Origin of the sequence: Caballeronia fortuita (genome assembly GCF_001544835.2) — a bacterium.
Taxonomy (GTDB): Bacteria; Pseudomonadota; Gammaproteobacteria; order Burkholderiales; family Burkholderiaceae; genus Caballeronia; species Caballeronia fortuita.
Window position 1 is genome coordinate 58,328 of record NZ_FCNX02000003.1, and the last position, 17,562, is coordinate 75,889.

The 17,562-nt window shown below is 59.6% G+C and carries 8 protein-coding genes and 2 pseudogenes; 7 read left to right on the forward strand and 3 right to left on the reverse strand.

Annotated elements, in window-relative coordinates; all coding sequences use genetic code 11:
* Nucleotides 1-1,646: 1,646 nt before the first annotated feature.
* Nucleotides 1,647-2,051: pseudogene (locus AWB77_RS37410) on the reverse strand (calcium-binding protein).
* A gap of 470 nt (nt 2,052-2,521) precedes the next feature.
* Here AWB77_RS37410 and AWB77_RS07295 point away from each other — a divergent pair.
* The 3 genes from AWB77_RS07295 to AWB77_RS34255 all read left to right on the forward strand — a co-directional run bounded on the left by AWB77_RS07295 (nt 2,522) and on the right by AWB77_RS34255 (nt 5,068).
* Complete coding sequence (locus AWB77_RS07295; RefSeq protein WP_061133759.1) at nt 2,522-3,196, forward strand: hypothetical protein; 675 nt, start codon at nt 2,522-2,524, stop codon at nt 3,194-3,196.
* Nucleotides 3,193-4,704, forward strand: a complete 1,512-nt coding sequence (locus AWB77_RS36600) for a lysozyme inhibitor LprI family protein (RefSeq protein ID WP_208601506.1) — start codon at nt 3,193-3,195, stop codon at nt 4,702-4,704. The genes AWB77_RS07295 and AWB77_RS36600 overlap by 4 nt, the downstream gene beginning before the upstream one ends.
* Before the next feature lie 94 nt (nt 4,705-4,798).
* On the forward strand, nt 4,799-5,068 hold the full coding sequence (locus AWB77_RS34255; RefSeq protein ID WP_074168867.1) for a hypothetical protein: 270 nt from the start codon (nt 4,799-4,801) through the stop codon (nt 5,066-5,068).
* An 880-nt stretch (nt 5,069-5,948) separates the two neighbouring features.
* Here AWB77_RS34255 and AWB77_RS07305 read toward each other — a convergent pair.
* Nucleotides 5,949-6,358 (reverse strand): annotated as a pseudogene (locus AWB77_RS07305) (HU family DNA-binding protein).
* 28 nt (nt 6,359-6,386) lie between these two features.
* A complete protein-coding gene (ligD, locus tag AWB77_RS37290; RefSeq protein WP_341844955.1) occupies nt 6,387-6,695 on the reverse strand; it encodes a non-homologous end-joining DNA ligase LigD in 309 nt (102 codons plus the stop codon).
* A 368-nt stretch (nt 6,696-7,063) separates the two neighbouring features.
* Between ligD and AWB77_RS07310 the strand changes: the two genes are divergently transcribed.
* From AWB77_RS07310 to AWB77_RS07325, 4 genes are all read left to right on the forward strand, one after another.
* Nucleotides 7,064-8,302 (forward strand): DUF6361 family protein, encoded by a 1,239-nt coding sequence (locus AWB77_RS07310; RefSeq protein ID WP_061133761.1) that lies wholly within the window; start codon nt 7,064-7,066, stop codon nt 8,300-8,302.
* Nucleotides 8,296-10,128: a phospholipase D family protein gene (locus tag AWB77_RS07315; RefSeq protein ID WP_061133762.1), complete on the forward strand. Its 1,833-nt coding sequence runs from the start codon at nt 8,296-8,298 to the stop codon at nt 10,126-10,128. Before AWB77_RS07310 ends, AWB77_RS07315 begins: the two co-directional genes overlap by 7 nt.
* Nucleotides 10,125-13,439, forward strand: coding sequence for a helicase C-terminal domain-containing protein (locus AWB77_RS07320; RefSeq protein WP_061133763.1), 3,315 nt, complete (start codon nt 10,125-10,127; stop codon nt 13,437-13,439). The genes AWB77_RS07315 and AWB77_RS07320 overlap by 4 nt, the downstream gene beginning before the upstream one ends.
* Before the next feature lie 182 nt (nt 13,440-13,621).
* Nucleotides 13,622-17,377, forward strand: a complete 3,756-nt coding sequence (locus AWB77_RS07325) for a DEAD/DEAH box helicase (protein WP_061133764.1) — start codon at nt 13,622-13,624, stop codon at nt 17,375-17,377.
* Nucleotides 17,378-17,562 lie beyond the last annotated feature (185 nt).

Consider the following 17,562-nt stretch of genomic DNA (forward strand, 5'->3'; position numbering starts at 1 on the left):
GCGTCCTGCACGTAGAAGGTGATTTAGACCAAGCGAATGAGTTCGTTCAACAGATACGCAGTGCCGGCACCGTCTCGGCAGGCGACGAAGCTCAAATGGTTCGCAAGCGCCATCGTTCGCGCCGCGCCTACAGGAAGAGGCAGCAGCATCTCCTTATTGAAGTGTTTCTGCGAGGGCGATCGCGAGGTTCGCAGGGTTAGGCGACGTCCGGTCATCAGGAAAAAAGCAACATAAAAAGCGCAACGAGCGGGACTGTTCGAAGAAAAGGCTCAACGAATCAGGGTGTCTGTGGCGCACGCCACGCCGAAACGCCAGACGCATCTTGGCGGCCCTTCAAAACAGTCGGCAGACTCTCCGCATGCGGCTGCGGTCTCGAGTGAGTTGCGATCCTTCCTTAAAGGCCTCAACGTGCATCTTGCCGGACGCCGGTTCACCGCGCCGCTTTCGAAGCGGTAGCCGCAGTTCACCTTGGACGGTTCTGGCCGATCCAGAATCATGGCCTGTCCCGTGGAATGGTGCAACTCCGCGTGCTGACGGGTCGACCAAGAGCCGGTAAGAGTTAGGTCGTACCCATCTTTGCAGCAAACAGAAATCCATCGGCCTTCCGAACGTCCTGCTGACCTCGTGCGTTTCCTCTGTGGGCGGCGAATGACTCTGAGGCGAATCAAACGGGAATCCGTATTGTTACAATATTCTTCGCCCGAAGCGTTTTGGGAAAAAGCTCATCGAATAAAGCAAGATTTTGTTCGGATGAAATCTTAGAGCGACTTTCGGCTCGGTTTTCGATTGGCGATTGAGCGACTTCGGTGTTATACATCAATAGTCACGCGTGGGCCGAGCACTGAGCCGCCCTATGTTAATGCCGCTTCTTCCGACTGAAGAGCTCCGGCGGTGACCTCCAGCGTGGACGGGTGCGACCGGTGGCGCGCTGGAGAAATCGGACTACCACGGGGGGTAGGTTGAAATAGTCCGGGCGGTGGCGAAGAGAGAGCCGCGACCTTGAAGTCTGTCGGAGCCATTCGAATATGGTGGAAGGGGAAGCTGCGGTGTTTGGCAGGGGCCCCGGCTATTCCGAGCTACTCTAAAGAAAGATATGCTCACTAAGGATCTGCTTCCGTGAGCGTGTTTTTCTATTCTCAAATGAGCCTGTTTTCACTCCAACATGTGCTCAATCTTGAAAGCACATGCTCGCGTGAGGCTATGCTTCCATCTGTTGCGTGCATCCTATGAAGGCCGCTGCGCGGCTGGCAGCCAGGACGGGATGCTCGCGGCGGGCGTCATTCTTCCGGTGCTCACGAACAAGCGCATTTGCCACCGGCGGCGCACGCCTCGTCACTGGTCTGATCCGGAGGTAAATCCCGCATTTGCCGCCTGGATGGTACCTGCCCGGCTGACGTCCAACAAGTGATTGCCTGCGTCGCAAAGCATCTTGCAATGCCGAGAGGCGTTCCGGGGAGCGCGGCAGCGTTCGCTGTCTTCGGGCTGTGAAGTGGTTTTTGATGCAGGGCGGGTTCCAGTCCTTGAACTGCTGGGCCAGCGATCAACTCCGCTTCGACGCCAGCCTTGTGTCCGATTCCTATAAGGGTATCCTCAGCGTAACCCGTTCCGGCTGGAAGATAGTGCGAGACGAGAATTGCTGAGTCAGATCAGGACGAGGCGGTGGTAGGCGAGCCTTTCTCGGTGTCAGAATGTGCGGCCTTGCTCGTGCCAATAGTGCCGGTCCGCGACCGCGACTCGAGTCGGCTTGTCGCCGCTTAACGGATTGGTCTGCGCCAGGGGCGCCACCACGTCGCGTCCTTTCCGTCGAACCCAGACGAAGATTCCAACCCGACACAGGTCTTCATGAGCGAGTGCGGTGACGCAGACGTGTTCGCCCGTGGGCAGCGGCGAGGAGTCCATGGCTTGCGAACGCCTGCCTTGAATGGGAACGATAGCTGTTCTTCCAGATAGCAGTACCGCGACATCGCACGCTCTTCCTCGGTATAAGCGTTGACGACGATTTCCATCTCGGTGCGATGTTCCCGTTCCGCGTTGAATTTTGTCTTGGCCATGATGTCTATTTTATATTTAGGTCGGTTGGGACTACAGGTCGACGATATAGCGCAGCAGGCCATAGGAAACGCGCCAGTGTCCTTCCGAGTCAGTCACCGCGATCGACGCGGTCTTAGAATTCAGTCTGACGATGGAGGGCAATGTTTGTGGGTAAGAAGCGGCGCGTGCCGCGGTCCAGCGTTAGCACGGGAACGAGTCACTTAACGTTTCTGTCACTCGGGTCACGCGGTGAAAAGTCACGTCGCCGCGCGACCGGCGAAAATGGTTTACGGCCCGGCTCGGGCGAACTTTAGGGCTTTTAAGGCGCTCGACGCGCAACTACCGTGGAGATTTGCGACGGGCGCAATTCAAGCAGTACATCGTTGGAAATGCGCCACGTGCTCGGGATAGTCACGCACTTGTGGGGGATATATCATTCGCTCGCTGATTGCGGTCAGCGTCGAAAACCAAAATTAATCCGGGGTGGACCATGAGTATCGTCGAGGGCTTCGAGCGTAAAGCGCTTTTTAACATCACGCGTGCCGTCGCTTTGATTTGCGTAACAACGTTCCTGCTTATCATCGTTGGCGGTGTAATTTACGGCGCCTCAGTTTGGCAGGAGCAAGTGGACACGAAGGTGCCACCTCAAGAGATCGTCGAATCGCTTAGGGCGACGCAGGCCAGACCGACAGATGTCGCTGGACCCAAGGGCGTGCAGCCGCCTGGCCAACAAGCGGCGGAGCAGAGTCCGCTCGCCGGCTATAAGATTCCCTTCGTGCTTCAAAAATATGTATCGGGTGACAATGCAAAAATCGTCAAGCGTCATCTTGACGAGGTTCCGGTGGTTGAGCGCCAGGCGTACATCGACGAACTCGGCGCGGTAGTGACGGAAGCCGAGGCGAAGAAAGTAGATGGCGTCAAGGCGATCAACGCGTACATGGACGTGAAAAGCGAGCGCTATAAAGCAGCATCTGCAAAGAATCTGCAGAAATGGGAGACGTTGAAAATCGTCGCGGAGGTGACTGCAGGTGGCCTTCTTCTGGTAGCGCTTTTCAGCTTGGTCTTGGTGCTGCTCGCAATTGAACGAAATACCCGTTCATTTCGTCAGGCACAGGTTGAGAGCCGCTCCTTTCCGGATGTTCAGCGCGAGGTCGCGACAGCATGAAGCCGTTCACATCGTTTCGACGTTTCGGGGGTGTTGGCGCAGTCGCAGTGTCTGTTGTCTTCGCTTTGAGTGGTTGTGGCAAAGACGCCAACAAGCCTGCAGCCAGCGCATCGAACGATCGGTATCCGGGGTATAAGCAGGTCGGCGAATCTGGAGATGCTGCGCAGTTGTGGTTCAACTCTTCTGACATCGGCCGAAGCGGTAGCCACTACATCGTCCATGCCTTAAAGGCTTTCCCGCAGGGGTACGCGCGATTTGACGTTGCGACGAACTGCCGCGACGCAACGCAACGGCTCTCGGGGACACAATACCGGGTCGACGGAACGGCTGAAAAGGAATATCCCGGCAACGATGGCGCGGTGAATGCGAAATCTGAACCCGGCATGAGCGAGCTGATGTCGGCGGCCTGCGAGATCGCAATGGCTTCGCGATCCATCGCCGGCAACTTCAATGTACCCGCTGCGCTCGAACTCCTGTACGGCCCCTACGACCAAACGAGCAAAACAGCGCGATGGGAAGATGCGACTGTTCCGTCGGATCTGGCGTGGCGGGAGAACCTCCAGTTGCCCGTTCGAGGCGTAATGCGCGTGAAGGGCGTCGCAACATTCGACTTCTCAGAAGGCGGGAAAGCCAAAAAAGTATTGGTAACCGACTCGATGCCCGAAGACGGCGGCTGTCACGGGTGTACGGGCCTACTCGGTGTCGCCGTCTTCGCGAAGGAAGGCGATAAATGGAAGGTTGAGTCCAATCACCCTTACATCGCTTCAATGGGAGCAATGGGCTCGGTAGGAGACCGTTTCGACTGGGTACCAGCCGGCGATGACTTGTACGCGTTAGTGGTGGGCGGTGATGACATGCATCAAGGCTATCAAACAGTATCGACGACAGCATTCGTGCGAACCAAGGAAGGTAGCTTTGTTGGTGTAATAGACGATGGCGATACCGGTACGTCTGATCAGGAAACGTTGCTTGCACAAACGACTTTCATCAAGGGCAAAAACGCCTCGCATTACGATGTGAAGGTTGCGATTTCCTATCGCCTTCCAGGAAAGTCCGTGTACGTGGCGGACCACGTTTATCAGTATTCGGGTGGCAAATACGTTCTCACGAAGAAGGACGATCCGCCGAAGTTCGTCGAGACAGCGATGCCCGTCTCGGATGGCTCTGCGCAATCGGTGAACTTCAGTCCGTCCTCCTCAATCGGTGCCACGCCTGCGCTCGAAATTTCTGCCGCGATCGGTCCCAGCTTTGACTGCGCGAAAGCTAAGTCAGACGCGGAAAGGCTGATCTGTTCGGACGCTGACCTTGCGTCTCGTGATGTCGAACTCGCGTCGCTTTTTATCAAGGCGAAAGCCGCGGTCTCCGACAAAAGCGGGTTCAAGGAACGCACGAGGCAGCATTGGAACTATCGCGAAAATGTGTGCCACGACCGTGAGTGTCTTGTTCGTTGGTACGCCGACCAACGAACAGCGCTTTCCCACATTGCGGATACTGGTCGTATGGATTGAGGAGAAGTTGCTGGTGTGAGGTGTTGACTTGATGTTTCACAAGCCGTCGGACTTCGTTGAAGCCGGCAAAGCAAATAGCTCTAAGGGGACCGATATGACTTTCAAGACCATGATTGTTTTTGTGCTGTGCGCAGTTTCCGTGACTTCCTTTGCGCGTGGTGGAGGCTACTCCGGAGGTCACAGCGGTTACCACTCGAGCGGAGCCGGGGAGCACTACGTCAGCGGCTATACGCGCAGCACCGGAACGTACGTGGCGGGTCACCATCAGACGAATCCCAACGATACAAAGTACGATAATTGGTCGTCGAAAGGAAATGTGAACCCGCATACGGGCAAGGAAGGGACGATCGATCCGTCCAAATGAGTGGTTCCTGTTGCGATCCACGATCGAACTCTTGATACGCACGCCGTTGGGCAGTTGCTCCTGCTCAACGGCGTTAGTGTCATGCGCTGAGAGGGTGTGCCTAGGGAAGTCGAATTCAGTATGACATCGGTTACAGGTCCGTAGCCAGAACAGAGGGGGATCACAGACGCCGCGCGAGTCACACTATCGCGTCGCCACTGCTCTCTCATTGAAGCGCTCGGCGCGATACGGGGCCGGCTGACTAACGCGCATCCTCCCGAGCAATTCGGTCGTGGTATGGTTCGAAAGTCTTGCAGCGAGGGCAATACTCGCGTTGTTTGTGGTCGACAGATGCCCGGTAACGAGGCCGAACGGCTCGCAACAGGCAAGCCGTCTGCGGGAATCACACGCCGCGTCTCCGTTACTTTCTCGAACGACGAGTCCTTGAGGCCACCAATAGCACGCGCCGCGGTGGGCTCCAGTTCGTGCGGGTCCGAGCGCTTGGGTCGCCGACGGGCGAACCCAACGAGCTGGGGATTCGCGATGCCGCCCGGAAAGATCGAAGTGCCCCGCCTTGCGTTCTGGGACGGGTAGCCGTGGATACGGCTAGCATGGACGGGCTGGATCATTCGTCATTCGCATCGTGGACTGCCATCGCATGTCGAGATTAAATGGGAAGGGCTTGACGAAGCAAACCAGAGCCCGGGTGCTTGCGGTATCGCGAGGGCCCCGATTCCCCAAGAGCGGAATAGCATTAGCCACTCCGCTGTCCCTGAGACGTTGTGCCTCGGCCACGGTGCAAGTGGGATCGTTTGCAGGAGCTTTCTGGAAACGTGCTTGCACCGTGCTACAGAGGAGAAAAAGGCCCGCTTGAAGCGAGCCTTGGCGAACGTCATTGTGCTTACGCCGCTGCGTCTTTTAACTTCTTGAGCGCCCGAACCTTCAACCTCACCGTCGCGGGCTTGGCGTCAAACCAACGCTCCTGGCCCGTGAATGGGTCTTTGCCGAAACGACGCTTCTTCGCCGGTACTTGCTGCACGTTGATTTTCAGCAGGCGGGACAGTGTGAACTCGCCAGGGCCCTTCTTGTGCACCGAGCCGAGAATCTTTTCTTCCAACGCTGCGAGCACGACCTTCACTTGTTTGGGTCAACGCCTGCTTCGGTTGCCACGTGGGTCGTGAGCGACGACTTTGTGAACTGATCTTTCACCAGCTTGAGCGTGCCGGCAGTGACTGCGGCCTTCTTTGGTGTTGCGGCCTTCTTGGCGGGTGCGGCGGTTCTCCTCGGTTCAGCAGCTTTTTTCGTTGCCATTGAGTCTCTCCTAGGAATGGAACGCTGCTTAGGCCGAAGCACCCCGGGCTATCTCCTGGGCACCGCGACTTGAAACCTTTGCTCCCAGTCGTCTTGGCGACTGAGCGCGCAGGGCGAATTCGCCCTTCCCGACCTTGACAAGCGAAGCGACATCGAGTGTTGCCGACCACCGCTGCGGTGGATCGGGATCGAGGTCGAAGATGGCGCGATCGGGATGCGCGAGATCAAGCGCTACGCTTTCCCATAAGTGCAGCTCTACAGCGTTTATTTGAACCAGCCCGACTAGCGCATCGGCGATATTGGCGACCAGCAGCGCCTTGTGGCCGGGTACACGCAGACGGGCAGCTGTTTTACGTCAGGAATGCGGGCGCGCGAGAAATGCTTCGGGATAATCTTTGAAAGGATTGTTCAGCGGGACGCCGCGACGGGGCGGCGCGCAACATCGCCGCGCAGTCGGTTGATGTTGATGGAAATGTCGACTGTTTGTGAGTAGCGTGGAGACGACAAGCGACATGACTGATTGCTCCGAAAGGAGGCTGAGAGTGGCGGCTGGCACTTGCAGTGCCCTCGAGTGGCAAGTGTCCCCTTGTCTGACAACGACTGACGACGCCATCTTCAGAAGTCCGTTGGTCTGCTGTAATCTGTTAGGTGGCCGCGCAGCGAATTTGCGCTTGTGGGTCGCACGGCGTGAATATCGGGAGACTGATGAGCAGTATTGGATGGATCGATTTTTCTTCGACGGACCGCAAGCGCGTGCATGAAGTGCTCGCGCTGATGAAAGAGCCGGGCACCCTGGATGAACTGGGCTTCGGACAGCTCCGCGATGCATACGCGGACACGCTATTTCCTGGCTTCTCCACGGTTCAAACGCGCGCACGGTATTTTCTCGCCGTGCCGAAGATCATGCTCGACTGGGCGGACTTGACGGACGCAAAGCGCCGCCGCCGACCGCTCGACGACTACCTGAAGATGGCGGAGAACGAATTCGCAAAAACGCTCAAGACCAACTACGATGCGGCGCGCCTGGAACCCGAAGGCGTAATCGGTCACACCGTGGTGGAACAGGGCGGCGTTGCGCGACGTCCGTCCTCGACTTATTGGAACGGCCTGCGCGTGTTCGAAATAGTACGCGCGCAAAGTTCGCTCGCCGAATTCTGCCGCTACTGGCGTCGCGACGGAGACGCTCAGGAAGCCGTAAGCTCAGAAGAAGGCACCGATGACGCCGGGCAACGCTTCGAGTCTGCTGTGCGTCGTCCGCCGGGATCGCGAGGCGACTGGCCGGTCGGTCTCACCTTGACACTCGACGTGGACGAAGCGCGTTTCCTGCGCGAGCGCTTCACTTTGGCGCGTGGCCTTGACAACACGGTTTGTGCCCAACTGCTCTCCAACGACCTTGCTGCCAGTGCGCTGAGCGACGACTACGCCAGCTTTGCCGCGTTCAGCAAATGGGCCGCCGGGCAATGCTCGCTGGGCCCGACATGCCGCGACAACATCGCGGCAGCGCAGCGCTTCAGCCTCGCAGTCGAGGGCGCGCATATCGTCTTCAACCGGCTGATTGCGAAAGGCATCGACGACAACCGTCTGCATTCACTTTGCGACGAGCTCTACGCCGGGTGGCGCGCGACAGTCAAAGTCGCCGGCATCTTCCGTCCGGGCGCGGATCTCGAATGGCTGAGCGTGGCGGAAGCGGGCGGTACGCGCGTGAAGCGGCGAACGATCGAATTTCTCGAACGATGGAATGTGCTGAATGAGGCTGACGCTCCGAAGCTATCCGATCTCGATTCCCTCGTGCGCACTCAGGCCGTCGATAACAAACCCGCGCGCTCGTTGCTAATCAAACTACCGCACGAGCGTGCCGACTGGTACGGCATGCGTGCGCTCGACTATCGCTGGCAGACCGTCCGACGCATGTTGAAAGACATCGTCGAGGTGCTGCCGTGCTGAAGCTCGAAAGCGATCGTCTCGATTACGGCGATCAAATGCGCGCGCCGCCGGGCTATGCGTTGCACTCGGCTGTCGCGACCACCTTCTCGCTCGATCTCGAAACGCTCGCGGCCGCTTCGCTCTCGCTCACGCTGGATCAGACGCTGGAAGAAGAAAACGAGGGAGAACTGTCGGGCGAGCGTGTGGCATTGCTCGAATCCATCGATCAGCTTCAGAAGCGCCTGATGGTTTTCTACCAGCGCGGCAACATCAAGGTGCCGAACAAATTCAATCGCCTCTTCACGCTGCTTGAACCGCTGCTCGTGCCGGTCGTGGCGCTCGAAGGCGCAGACGGTGCGTTCGCGTCGTTCCATCCTAAAGTGTGGCTGCTGCGCTTCAGCGCGCTCGACGAAGACGGTCCGGATAAATGGCGCTTGCTGGTGTTGTCGCGCAACCTCACGTTCGATCGTAGCTGGGATCTCGCTGTGTCGATCGACGGCGAAACGGCGCGCCGCGGCAACGGCGATCCGCGTCTCATCGCGTTCCTGCGCTCGCTGGCAGAGGATCCGCGCCATACTCAACAGATCGAAGCTTGGTGCGATGCCCTCGGGCATGTCGCCTGGACGGCGCCCGATCAGTTCGACCCGGCGTTTGAGGTGCTGCCAGGTTCTCATGGCGACGAGAACACCGCCGGCGTGCCGGTCGATCTGCCGGACCGGTTCGGCGATCTGCTGGTCATGTCGCCTTTCATCGATGCCGATGAACAAAGCATGCTCGCCGAACTCGCCAGCCGCACCCGCGATGACGCCCGACGCACTCTCATCAGCCGGGGTGACACGCTCGACAAGATCGGCAAAGACGCGCTGGAAGACTGGGATTGCCTGTCGCTGTCGGAGCGCGTGGTCGACGGCGAGGAGCGGCACGAAAGCCGCGCGCCGGAGCAACAGAATCTTCACGCCAAGCTCATTGTCGCCAAGCACGGCACGCAGGCCGTCTGGCATGTCGGTTCGGCCAATATGACGAACGCTGCGTTCGGGCAGCCGGGCAAGCTGGCGCCGCCCCGCAATCGCGAACTGATGCTACGACTCACGGGCAGAAACAGCAAGGTTGGTCCCGACGCGTTGCTGGCAGCATGGAAGACGTCGAACGTGTTCCAGAAGCATGAGTTTCGCGAGGGCGCACCGGCGAGCCCCGAGGAAGATAGCTTGATGCGCCGCGCCGTACATGCGCTCAGTTCCGCCGAGTGGCTGCTGCATGTGAAGGAAGAACAGAACGAGCCGGCACAGTTCGACCTGCGGCTCGAGATGCAACCGGACGGCGCGGCCATACGATTGCCTGGGGGCTACGAGGCCACCGTCCGCTTGCTCTGCCGCGACGATCCGCGCGCGCTCGGCGCTTCGCTGACATGGACCGGCGTCAGCCTGACGGACATCAGCGCGTTCCTACCGGTCGAGATCGTGTCGCCGACGGGCCTGCGCAAGAGATTCGTCGTGCAGGCGGCTCTGTCCGTCGACCTGCTCGAGCGGCGCAAGGGCGCGCTGTTCCGGGATATTGTCGGCGATGGCAAGAAGCTCCTTCGTTACCTCGCATTGATTCTGGACCTGGACCCGTCGCGTACCGACTGGACCCGAGCGGACGGCAACGGGCAGGGCGCTGACGTGTTCGGGCTCGACGGCAAGGGCGCGCTCTACGAGCAACTACTCCGGGCGGCCTCGCGCGCACCGCGCCGGATGAGCCGTGCCATCGATATCTACCGGCGTGTTCGCGCCGAGATCGACACTTTGCCGGAAGGGCTGGACGCGCTCTTCGACAGTTTTGCCGCTTACCATCAGGAACGAAACGCATGAAGCACGAAGCGCAACAGCGCATCCGGGACGCGCTCGGTGACTTGAGGGACTTTCAGCGCGCGACGGTCGAGCAGGCCTGCACGCGTCTCGATGGCCCGAATGGACCGCACGGCCGGCTGCTGGTCGGCGACGAAGTCGGACTCGGCAAGACGCTGGTGGCGCGCGGCGTCGTGGCTTCGCTTTTGAGCCGTCGACTGGAAGACAATCCCGCGGCGCAACCACTTAGGGTGGTTTACATCTGCTCGAATCAGGCGCTTGCGCACGAGAACGCGCGCAAGCTCGCGGTGTTCAGCGGCAGTGACCAAGATCATTGGGTCAGTTCGCTGAAGTTCGGCCGTCTTGCGGAACTGGGTCTCAAGCAACCAGACCCGGAACCCGGCACGCTGATGGAATCGTGCTCCCTCACGCCGGCGACTTCGTTTTCGCTGAGCCGGGGCGGCGGAAATGCGCTGGAGCGATACATTCTCTGGCTCGCCGTAAAGAGTGCAGGCCAGATCGATGACACCAGGCGACTCGAAGAATTCTTCCGCAACGGTGTGAATGGCGCGTGGCAGTACGCCGCGCGGTACTGCCACGCGCGGGAACTCGAGCCTGAGGCGCTCGCGGACTTCATCGAACGTGTAGCGGAGCGGCCGAAGCTCGACGCGTCGGCGCGAACCGCGGCGAAAGCGTTGCAACTGCATCTGCATTCGTGGGCCACGCTGATCCAGAGCCTTTCTGAAGCCGCGGCGGAAGATGTCAGGGCGATCAAGCACGGCACGCATCTGACGACCTGCGTGCGCGGCGGCATCCGGCAGATGTTTGTCGAAGCCTGCGCGCGCAATCTGAAGGCGGATATCTTCATCCTCCATGAATTCCAGCGGTTTTCGGCACTGCTGCACGCCGGCTCCGTTACGCCGGATGCGGCTGCCGGCGAGGACACCGTTTCGGAGGAGCAGATCATCGCGCGACGGGTGCTGCATGAAGGCACCGGCTATGCAACGCTTCTGCTGTCGGCGACGCCGTTTAAGGCGCTGACGCATCTCGACGAAGATCAGGAAGGCCAGGCGCACGAGAAGCAGCTCAACGATCTGCTCGGCTACCTGTGTCGGGATGACAGGGACGTGCTCGGTCGTTACGCAAAGGCGCGCGATGCCCTGCTGCGGAAATTGCTGACGCTCCCGGCAGCACCGCTCCTTCCGGGCACGCTCAGCACCGCCGAGCGCGACGGCGTCGAGAATGCGCTGCGCCCTTATATCTGTCGCTCCGAGCGGGGCGCAATCGAGCCGGACATTGAGAAGATCTTCGTGACCGTGCGGAGGGACGAACTGGATGCACGCCCGCAAACGGCGGAGATCGATGGGTTCGTCGCGCTCGACCGGCTCGCTCAGGCGCTCAAGTCGGTTAGCCGTGGTCATGCCGTGAGTGATGTCATGCAGTTCCACAAGGCCGCGCCCTGGAGCCTGTCTTTCCTGAGCGGCTATCAGCTTCGCGAGACGCTGCGTCTGCATGCCAGAGAGACGCCCGTCAAGGATGCGCTGCAGGAAGGCGGCGCGGGCTGGATTCCGTACCAGCGCTTCCGGAACTACAGTCTGAATCTGACGCACGAGGCGCCGAGCGGACGCTTCGCGCAAGTGTTGCGTGCGGCCGCGCCCGAGGGCGCCGAACGATTGCTCTGGGTTCCGCCGAGTCTGTCCAACTATGTGGGCTGCGGCCCCTTCAAGGACAAGGAAGGCTTCAGCAAGACCCTGCTGTTTTCCTCGCTCGTACTGGCTCCGCGTGCGCTGAGCAGCTACGTTTCGTACGAGTGCGAACGGCGTCTGCTGGCCAAGGGGCGCAAGCGTCACGATTATCTCGACAACCGCGACGCGTACAAAGGCACCTTGCTGTTCGACGGAGCGAAGATCGGCCCGGCGTGGGGGCTGATTTACCCGTCCGCGCGTCTGGTCGCCGTGCCAGTATGTCATCCCGGCGTCTCGCTCGATGGAGTTAGGCAGCATGTGCGCGACGAACTGACGGCGGATTTCCGCCTGCTGTGCGAGCGCTATGGGCACGGCACGCAGCGGTACAGCGCGCGCTGGTACGCGCTCGCGCCGTTCTTGCTCGACGTGATTCGCGATGGCGACAACGACACGCAGGCATGCGTTACCCGCTGGGCGCGCGCATTTGAGCGATTTTCAGTGGCCAGTCAGGCGCGTAAGACGCACGTGCCGCGCGTTCTGGAGGCGCTTGCCCGCGCTGATGGCGGACTCGGCGAGCCGCCTGCCGACTTGCTCGGCTGGCTCGTGGATCTTGCCATCGCCGGGCCGGCGGTGTGCATGCGGCGCACGCTCAGCACGGTCTGGGAAACCGGCGTGGCGGACGACTCCAACGACAAACTGCTCGCGCACGCGACGGACTGCGCATCGTCGTTCATCGACAAGATGAACCGCATGGAATCGCAGCGTGTACTGCGCGCCGTGCTGCCGGGTGCAAAGCCCTGGGTAGCCGTCTCATCGTACGCCGCGATGGGAAATTTGCAGGCCGTCTTCGACGAGTTCCTGCATCTGCTCAAATCGGTTCATCGCGGCATGGACGAGTCGGTTGGGGCGTTTCACGCGGCTATTGCGCCGGGTGCGGTATCGCTCACGGCGCAGACCGCGCTTCCGCCGCTGAAAGGCCAGGTGAAGAGGCACGACGTGAAATTTCATTGCCACTATGCCGTGCCGTTTGGGAATCAGAGCAGCACCGAGGAAGAGGGCATCAAGCGGATCACCAGCGTGCGTGCATCGTTCAATTCGCCGTTCTGGCCGTTCATGCTCAATTCGACGTCCATTGGTCAGGAAGGACTCGATTTTCACTGGTATTGCCGGCGCGTCGTGCACTGGAGTCTGCCTGCAAACCCGATCGACCTCGAGCAGCGTGAGGGGCGCATCAACCGCTATAAATCGCTGGTGGTGCGCCAGCGTGTCGCTCAGGCGTACGGCGATGCGTTGACTTCGCCCGCGCCGTCGCAGTCGCACGACGTCTGGACGCGCCTTTTCGATCTGGCAAGCAAGAACGAACGCCGCACGGATCTTGTGCCGTACTGGTACGTTCCGCTTGGCTACGCGTGCCTCGAACGGATCGTGCCAGCGGCGCCGTTCAGCAGCGAGGTTGAGCGGCTTGACGAGATTCTGCGGATTCTCTCTCTTTATCGACTGTCATTCGGTCAACCGAGGCAGCAGGAACTCATCGAGAACCTCCTTAGGAAAAACTATAAGGACGTCGATCTGCGAGAGATCCGCGATGCGCTTCTGACGATCTCGCGCCCATCAACCGTGTTCTGGAAGCGACAGGCGAAGACCGCGTAGACGCGGCTTGAAGAAACGAGCCGGACATTGCCGTCCGACCGTCGCTTCGCCGCTGACTGGTCCTGAAAAACCGTCCTGCCACAGGGGCAACTATCGTGAACCTTTCAAGCAGACGCCGCTGATTCAGCAACGTCTGACATTAGAATAAGCGCTTAAATCTCTATCGTGGGTTCGCGCATCAGATGTTGAAGGAATTGGAAAAGAATGGCCGTAGCACCGGCGCACGGGATAGCTGGAAGGAGGCGGAAGCGGCAATCAACTTCTGGCAAGCCCTGGAATATTTCGCCCTGCAGTCGCCGCCGGCCGTGAAGCTCGAGGAGTCGGTGTGGGCGTTCGAAGCCGGTGCCGCCGATCACGAGTTGCCGTGGGGCGATCCCAAAAAACGCCTATTGCTGGACCGACAGATTGGGCCAAACAGAAAATTTCAAGTCTTCGCCGGCATCCTTGGCGGCAGCTACTTCGTTGAGGCGGCACGCCGATATCTTGACGCGGAGCCGATTGACTTTTCCGAAATGCGGCCGGTGTCGCCAGTAGCTTGTGTCGTTCTGAATGTCGACGGGGAGGGCATGGCCAGCGGTCAGGTCTTTGTCAGCACCGTACCTTGGGCAATGTCGCGCATAGCCAATTCGCCAGATCGCGCTTCTGCGCTTGAATTCGAGGGGTTCTTCGGACTGGGGGGGCTTGAGGAGCAGATCGGCAAGAAAGTGCAGGACTTGATGGTCGAGCGCCGGCTTCTTGCTAGGAAATCGCTTGAAGAGTCCAACGACGATTCCATTGTTCAAGGTGCGGAGACGGTAGGTCCCACGGCGCCGCATGCAGCTGCTTCCGCGGGCGCTGACGCTGGGTCTCGCCCTGAGCCGCCTCCCTTGAGACCGCTGACGGCGCAGGACGTCGCAGCCATTACTGATCTTGTTTTCGAGATGTCCGGCTGGCGCCCGGAACACCAGGAGCGGTGGCGCATTCAAGCTGTGTGGGCGCCAGCGAAAGATGGGAGCGAGAAAGAAGCGGACGCAGCGTCGCAAGACGACCCACTGAACAGCTTCTATGCGGAAGATCTCGCTGGGCTAGCGGGCGCGGTTGCAGGCCGCCGAATAGGTGCTGGCTTGCGCGATTATCTGAGAGGTGAGGATTCTTCCGGACGGGTTGACCTTGAGTCTCAGGTTGACCGGTTGATTGAAGGAGTTCATCCCTCGAAGCTACCCGCAGGGTGCTGGCCGGCCAAGTTTCCTTTGGTTACGGCCCAGCAGTTCGCGGTCAATACCATAATCAACGATCTGTCCGATGGTGCAGGACTTTTCTCGGTAAACGGTCCTCCGGGCACCGGAAAGACTACCATGCTCAAGGATGTTATCGCGGCCGTCGTAGTGCAGCGAGCTGATGTCCTTATGGAATTCGATACGCCTGTCGCCGCCTTTACGAAGCGGCTCGACATTGAACAGTATGAGTATCAGGCCTTTGAGCTTGACAAGCGCTTGCGCGGCTTTGGCATCGTAGTGTCGTCGGCCAACAACGGTGCGGTCGAAAACATCACGAAGGAACTGCCGGGAGTGGCCGCGATCGCACCGGAAATTGACATTGACTACTTCTCGATAGTCGCAGATTCGGTCGGTGCCCCGGAAAAAGCAAAGCAACGTACGGCGAAGAAGGAGCGATGGGGTCTTGTCACAGCAGTGTTAGGCAACAAGACCAACCGGAATCAGTTTGCGACGCGCTTCTGGCTCGCCGGCCTTCCTCGGAAGAACAATGAGGCGAAGCGACCGCAGGAGCCGGACCCGTTGCGCTTGCGATCGCTGCAGGATCTTGTCAAGAGTGGACAGCACGGAGCGCTCCCTTGGGAAGAGGCCCGTGCGCGTTACCGCGAAGCCAGGAGAAAGGTGGATGATCTAACGCGGACGGCCGCGGCTCTCGCCGATGCAATCGAGTTGAGGGCAAGCGCAACCCGTGCGAAAAGAAAGGCTCTCGCTCTGGTGGCCGAAAATCAGCAGGCCATCGTCCGATACAAGGACGCATTGAGCGAAGCGACAGTCAGGCTGGACGCCGCTGTTGACGCAGAACAGCGAGCCGCCCGTCGGCTGGCGGCCGGCAAGGCGTGGAGCAATGCACATATCGAATTGAAGGCTCGGCAGAAAGGCTATAACCTCGTTCGGGAAAACGTTGATCCTGATGCGGTCGCTAACGCGCGTGCCACGCACGAAGTCGCTGCAGCTGCACTAGCTGGCGTTCAGGCGGACCTCGATTTTCATCTACGGGGCAAACCGGGATTTTTTTCAGAACTCTTCCGTACACAGTACAGCCGTCGATGGAATCTACGCGGCGCCGAACTCGATCAGCAACTCCGAGATGCTCGCGCGCAAATCGCTCGCGCTGCTCAGCGACTTGCGAACGAAGAAGTACTCGGGCTAAAACTTCAAAGTTTGATGGACGCTGTAACGGCTGCTCAGCAGAAGGTGTTGGGGTGCAGGGCGGAGGCACAGGACGCCGGAGTACCGGTCGGCGAAGCAGAGCGCGATGATGGCACGACGGGGCTACCGCCTGAAGTTCTCGAAGGCATAAGTGAGACGCACATTCATACATGCAACGTCGTTCGCGAGGCTCGCGACCACGTGAGTGATGCGCAAGCCTCGGTTACGGCGGCGCAACAGCGCATTGAAGACGCACAGGCGCAAGTGGTGAGAGCCGATTCGGATCTCGAAAGGGCGCGACGGATATTGGCTGCGTCGCCAGTCACGACGGACGAACTCGCTCAGTGGGATCTTTCGAATCTCGATCGCGAGAACCTGCATCGCGTTGCCCCCTACGAATTTCCTGCGTTGTTCCAGGCACGCCGAGAAGTATTCGTTGCTGCTATGAAGCTGCACCAGGCATTTGTAGTTGCCGCGTGGAGCCGTCTCTCTCGCACGCTCAGTGCGTTCGTCAACCTACTACAAGGCAACCTGAACGTCACCCAGATACCGAAGGGCGCCATCCATCTTTGGGACGCATTCTTCTTGGTGGTACCCGTAGTTTCTACAACATTTGCTTCGTTCCCACGACTCTTTCGCGACATTAGTAGTGAGGAACTCGCGTGGCTAATGATTGACGAGGCGGGGCAAGCTGCCCCGCAGCAGGCTGCCGGCGCTATCTGGCGCAGCCGGCGTTCGGTGATCGTGGGTGATCCGCTTCAGCTTGAGCCGGTTGTGGGTGTGCCAACGGAGTTGGTTACCCCGTTGCTCCGTCGCTGCTCAGCCGAACCGCAATGGGCGCCACCGCTTACCTCGGCGCAGACGCTAGCGGACCGAGCTAACCGGTTCGGAATGTATCTGGGCGAACCGGATGCGGATGAGCGGCTTTGGCTCGGATCGCCGCTCCTCGTCCACCGGCGTTGTCTCGATCCCATGTTCCGGATCGCCAACAGCATCGCCTATGCAGACAAGATGGTCTATGGCACAGGCGAGGATATGGGGCCGCACGGGATTGGGCCGAGCTGCTGGGTACACATACCCGCCGATTTCTCAGATGGACATTGGGTCGAAGCGCAGGCGGATCACGCCATGGGTCTGGTCGAACGACTTACGGACGGCGTGCTGAAGGAGAACGGGCAGTTCAAGGTCTACGTTATTACACCATTCCGCACGGTGGCGTCCAAGATTCGGTTGCTGCTGTATCGACGCTATGGCGGGGCAAGCAAGGGAATGGCGGGGACTGTTCATACCTTCCAAGGCAAGGAAGCTGAGCACGTTGTTTTCCTGCTGGGTGGGAACCCGACCAGCCCAGGCGTGATTTCGACTTTCGCTGGCGCGAAGCCGAATCTCGTGAACGTTGCCGTGACGCGCGCCAAGCGTCGATTGTATGTCGTCGGTGATCGTCGTTTCTGGACAGGGCCATCTGACGTACACCGTATCTTCAACCGCATGACAGAACATCTTGATGATGTGGCGGGAACGAAGCCGTCTTCGTGAGCGACACAAGCCGAAGCGCCGGCATGCGACAACTGTGATTTCGCTACCGCCGCCCTCCGACCATCATGGTATTCATGCTTTCCCATGCATTTAAATGGTCTGAGGTCGAGGCGGCGGCGTTCGATCTTCCGTCCCATGCTGCCGATTGAAGTTCGAACATGGCAGTGTACGTGACCCAGCGAGAA

Coding starts and splice junctions, on each gene's coding strand:
- AWB77_RS07310 (WP_061133761.1), top strand. CDS start 7,064: ATGAGCAGTATTGGATGGATCGATTTTTCTTCGACGGACCGCAAGCGC.
- AWB77_RS07325 (WP_061133764.1), top strand. CDS start 13,622: ATGTTGAAGGAATTGGAAAAGAATGGCCGTAGCACCGGCGCACGGGAT.
- AWB77_RS07295 (WP_061133759.1), top strand. CDS start 2,522: ATGAGTATCGTCGAGGGCTTCGAGCGTAAAGCGCTTTTTAACATCACG.
- AWB77_RS34255 (WP_074168867.1), top strand. CDS start 4,799: ATGACTTTCAAGACCATGATTGTTTTTGTGCTGTGCGCAGTTTCCGTG.
- AWB77_RS07320 (WP_061133763.1), top strand. CDS start 10,125: ATGAAGCACGAAGCGCAACAGCGCATCCGGGACGCGCTCGGTGACTTG.
- AWB77_RS36600 (WP_208601506.1), top strand. CDS start 3,193: ATGAAGCCGTTCACATCGTTTCGACGTTTCGGGGGTGTTGGCGCAGTC.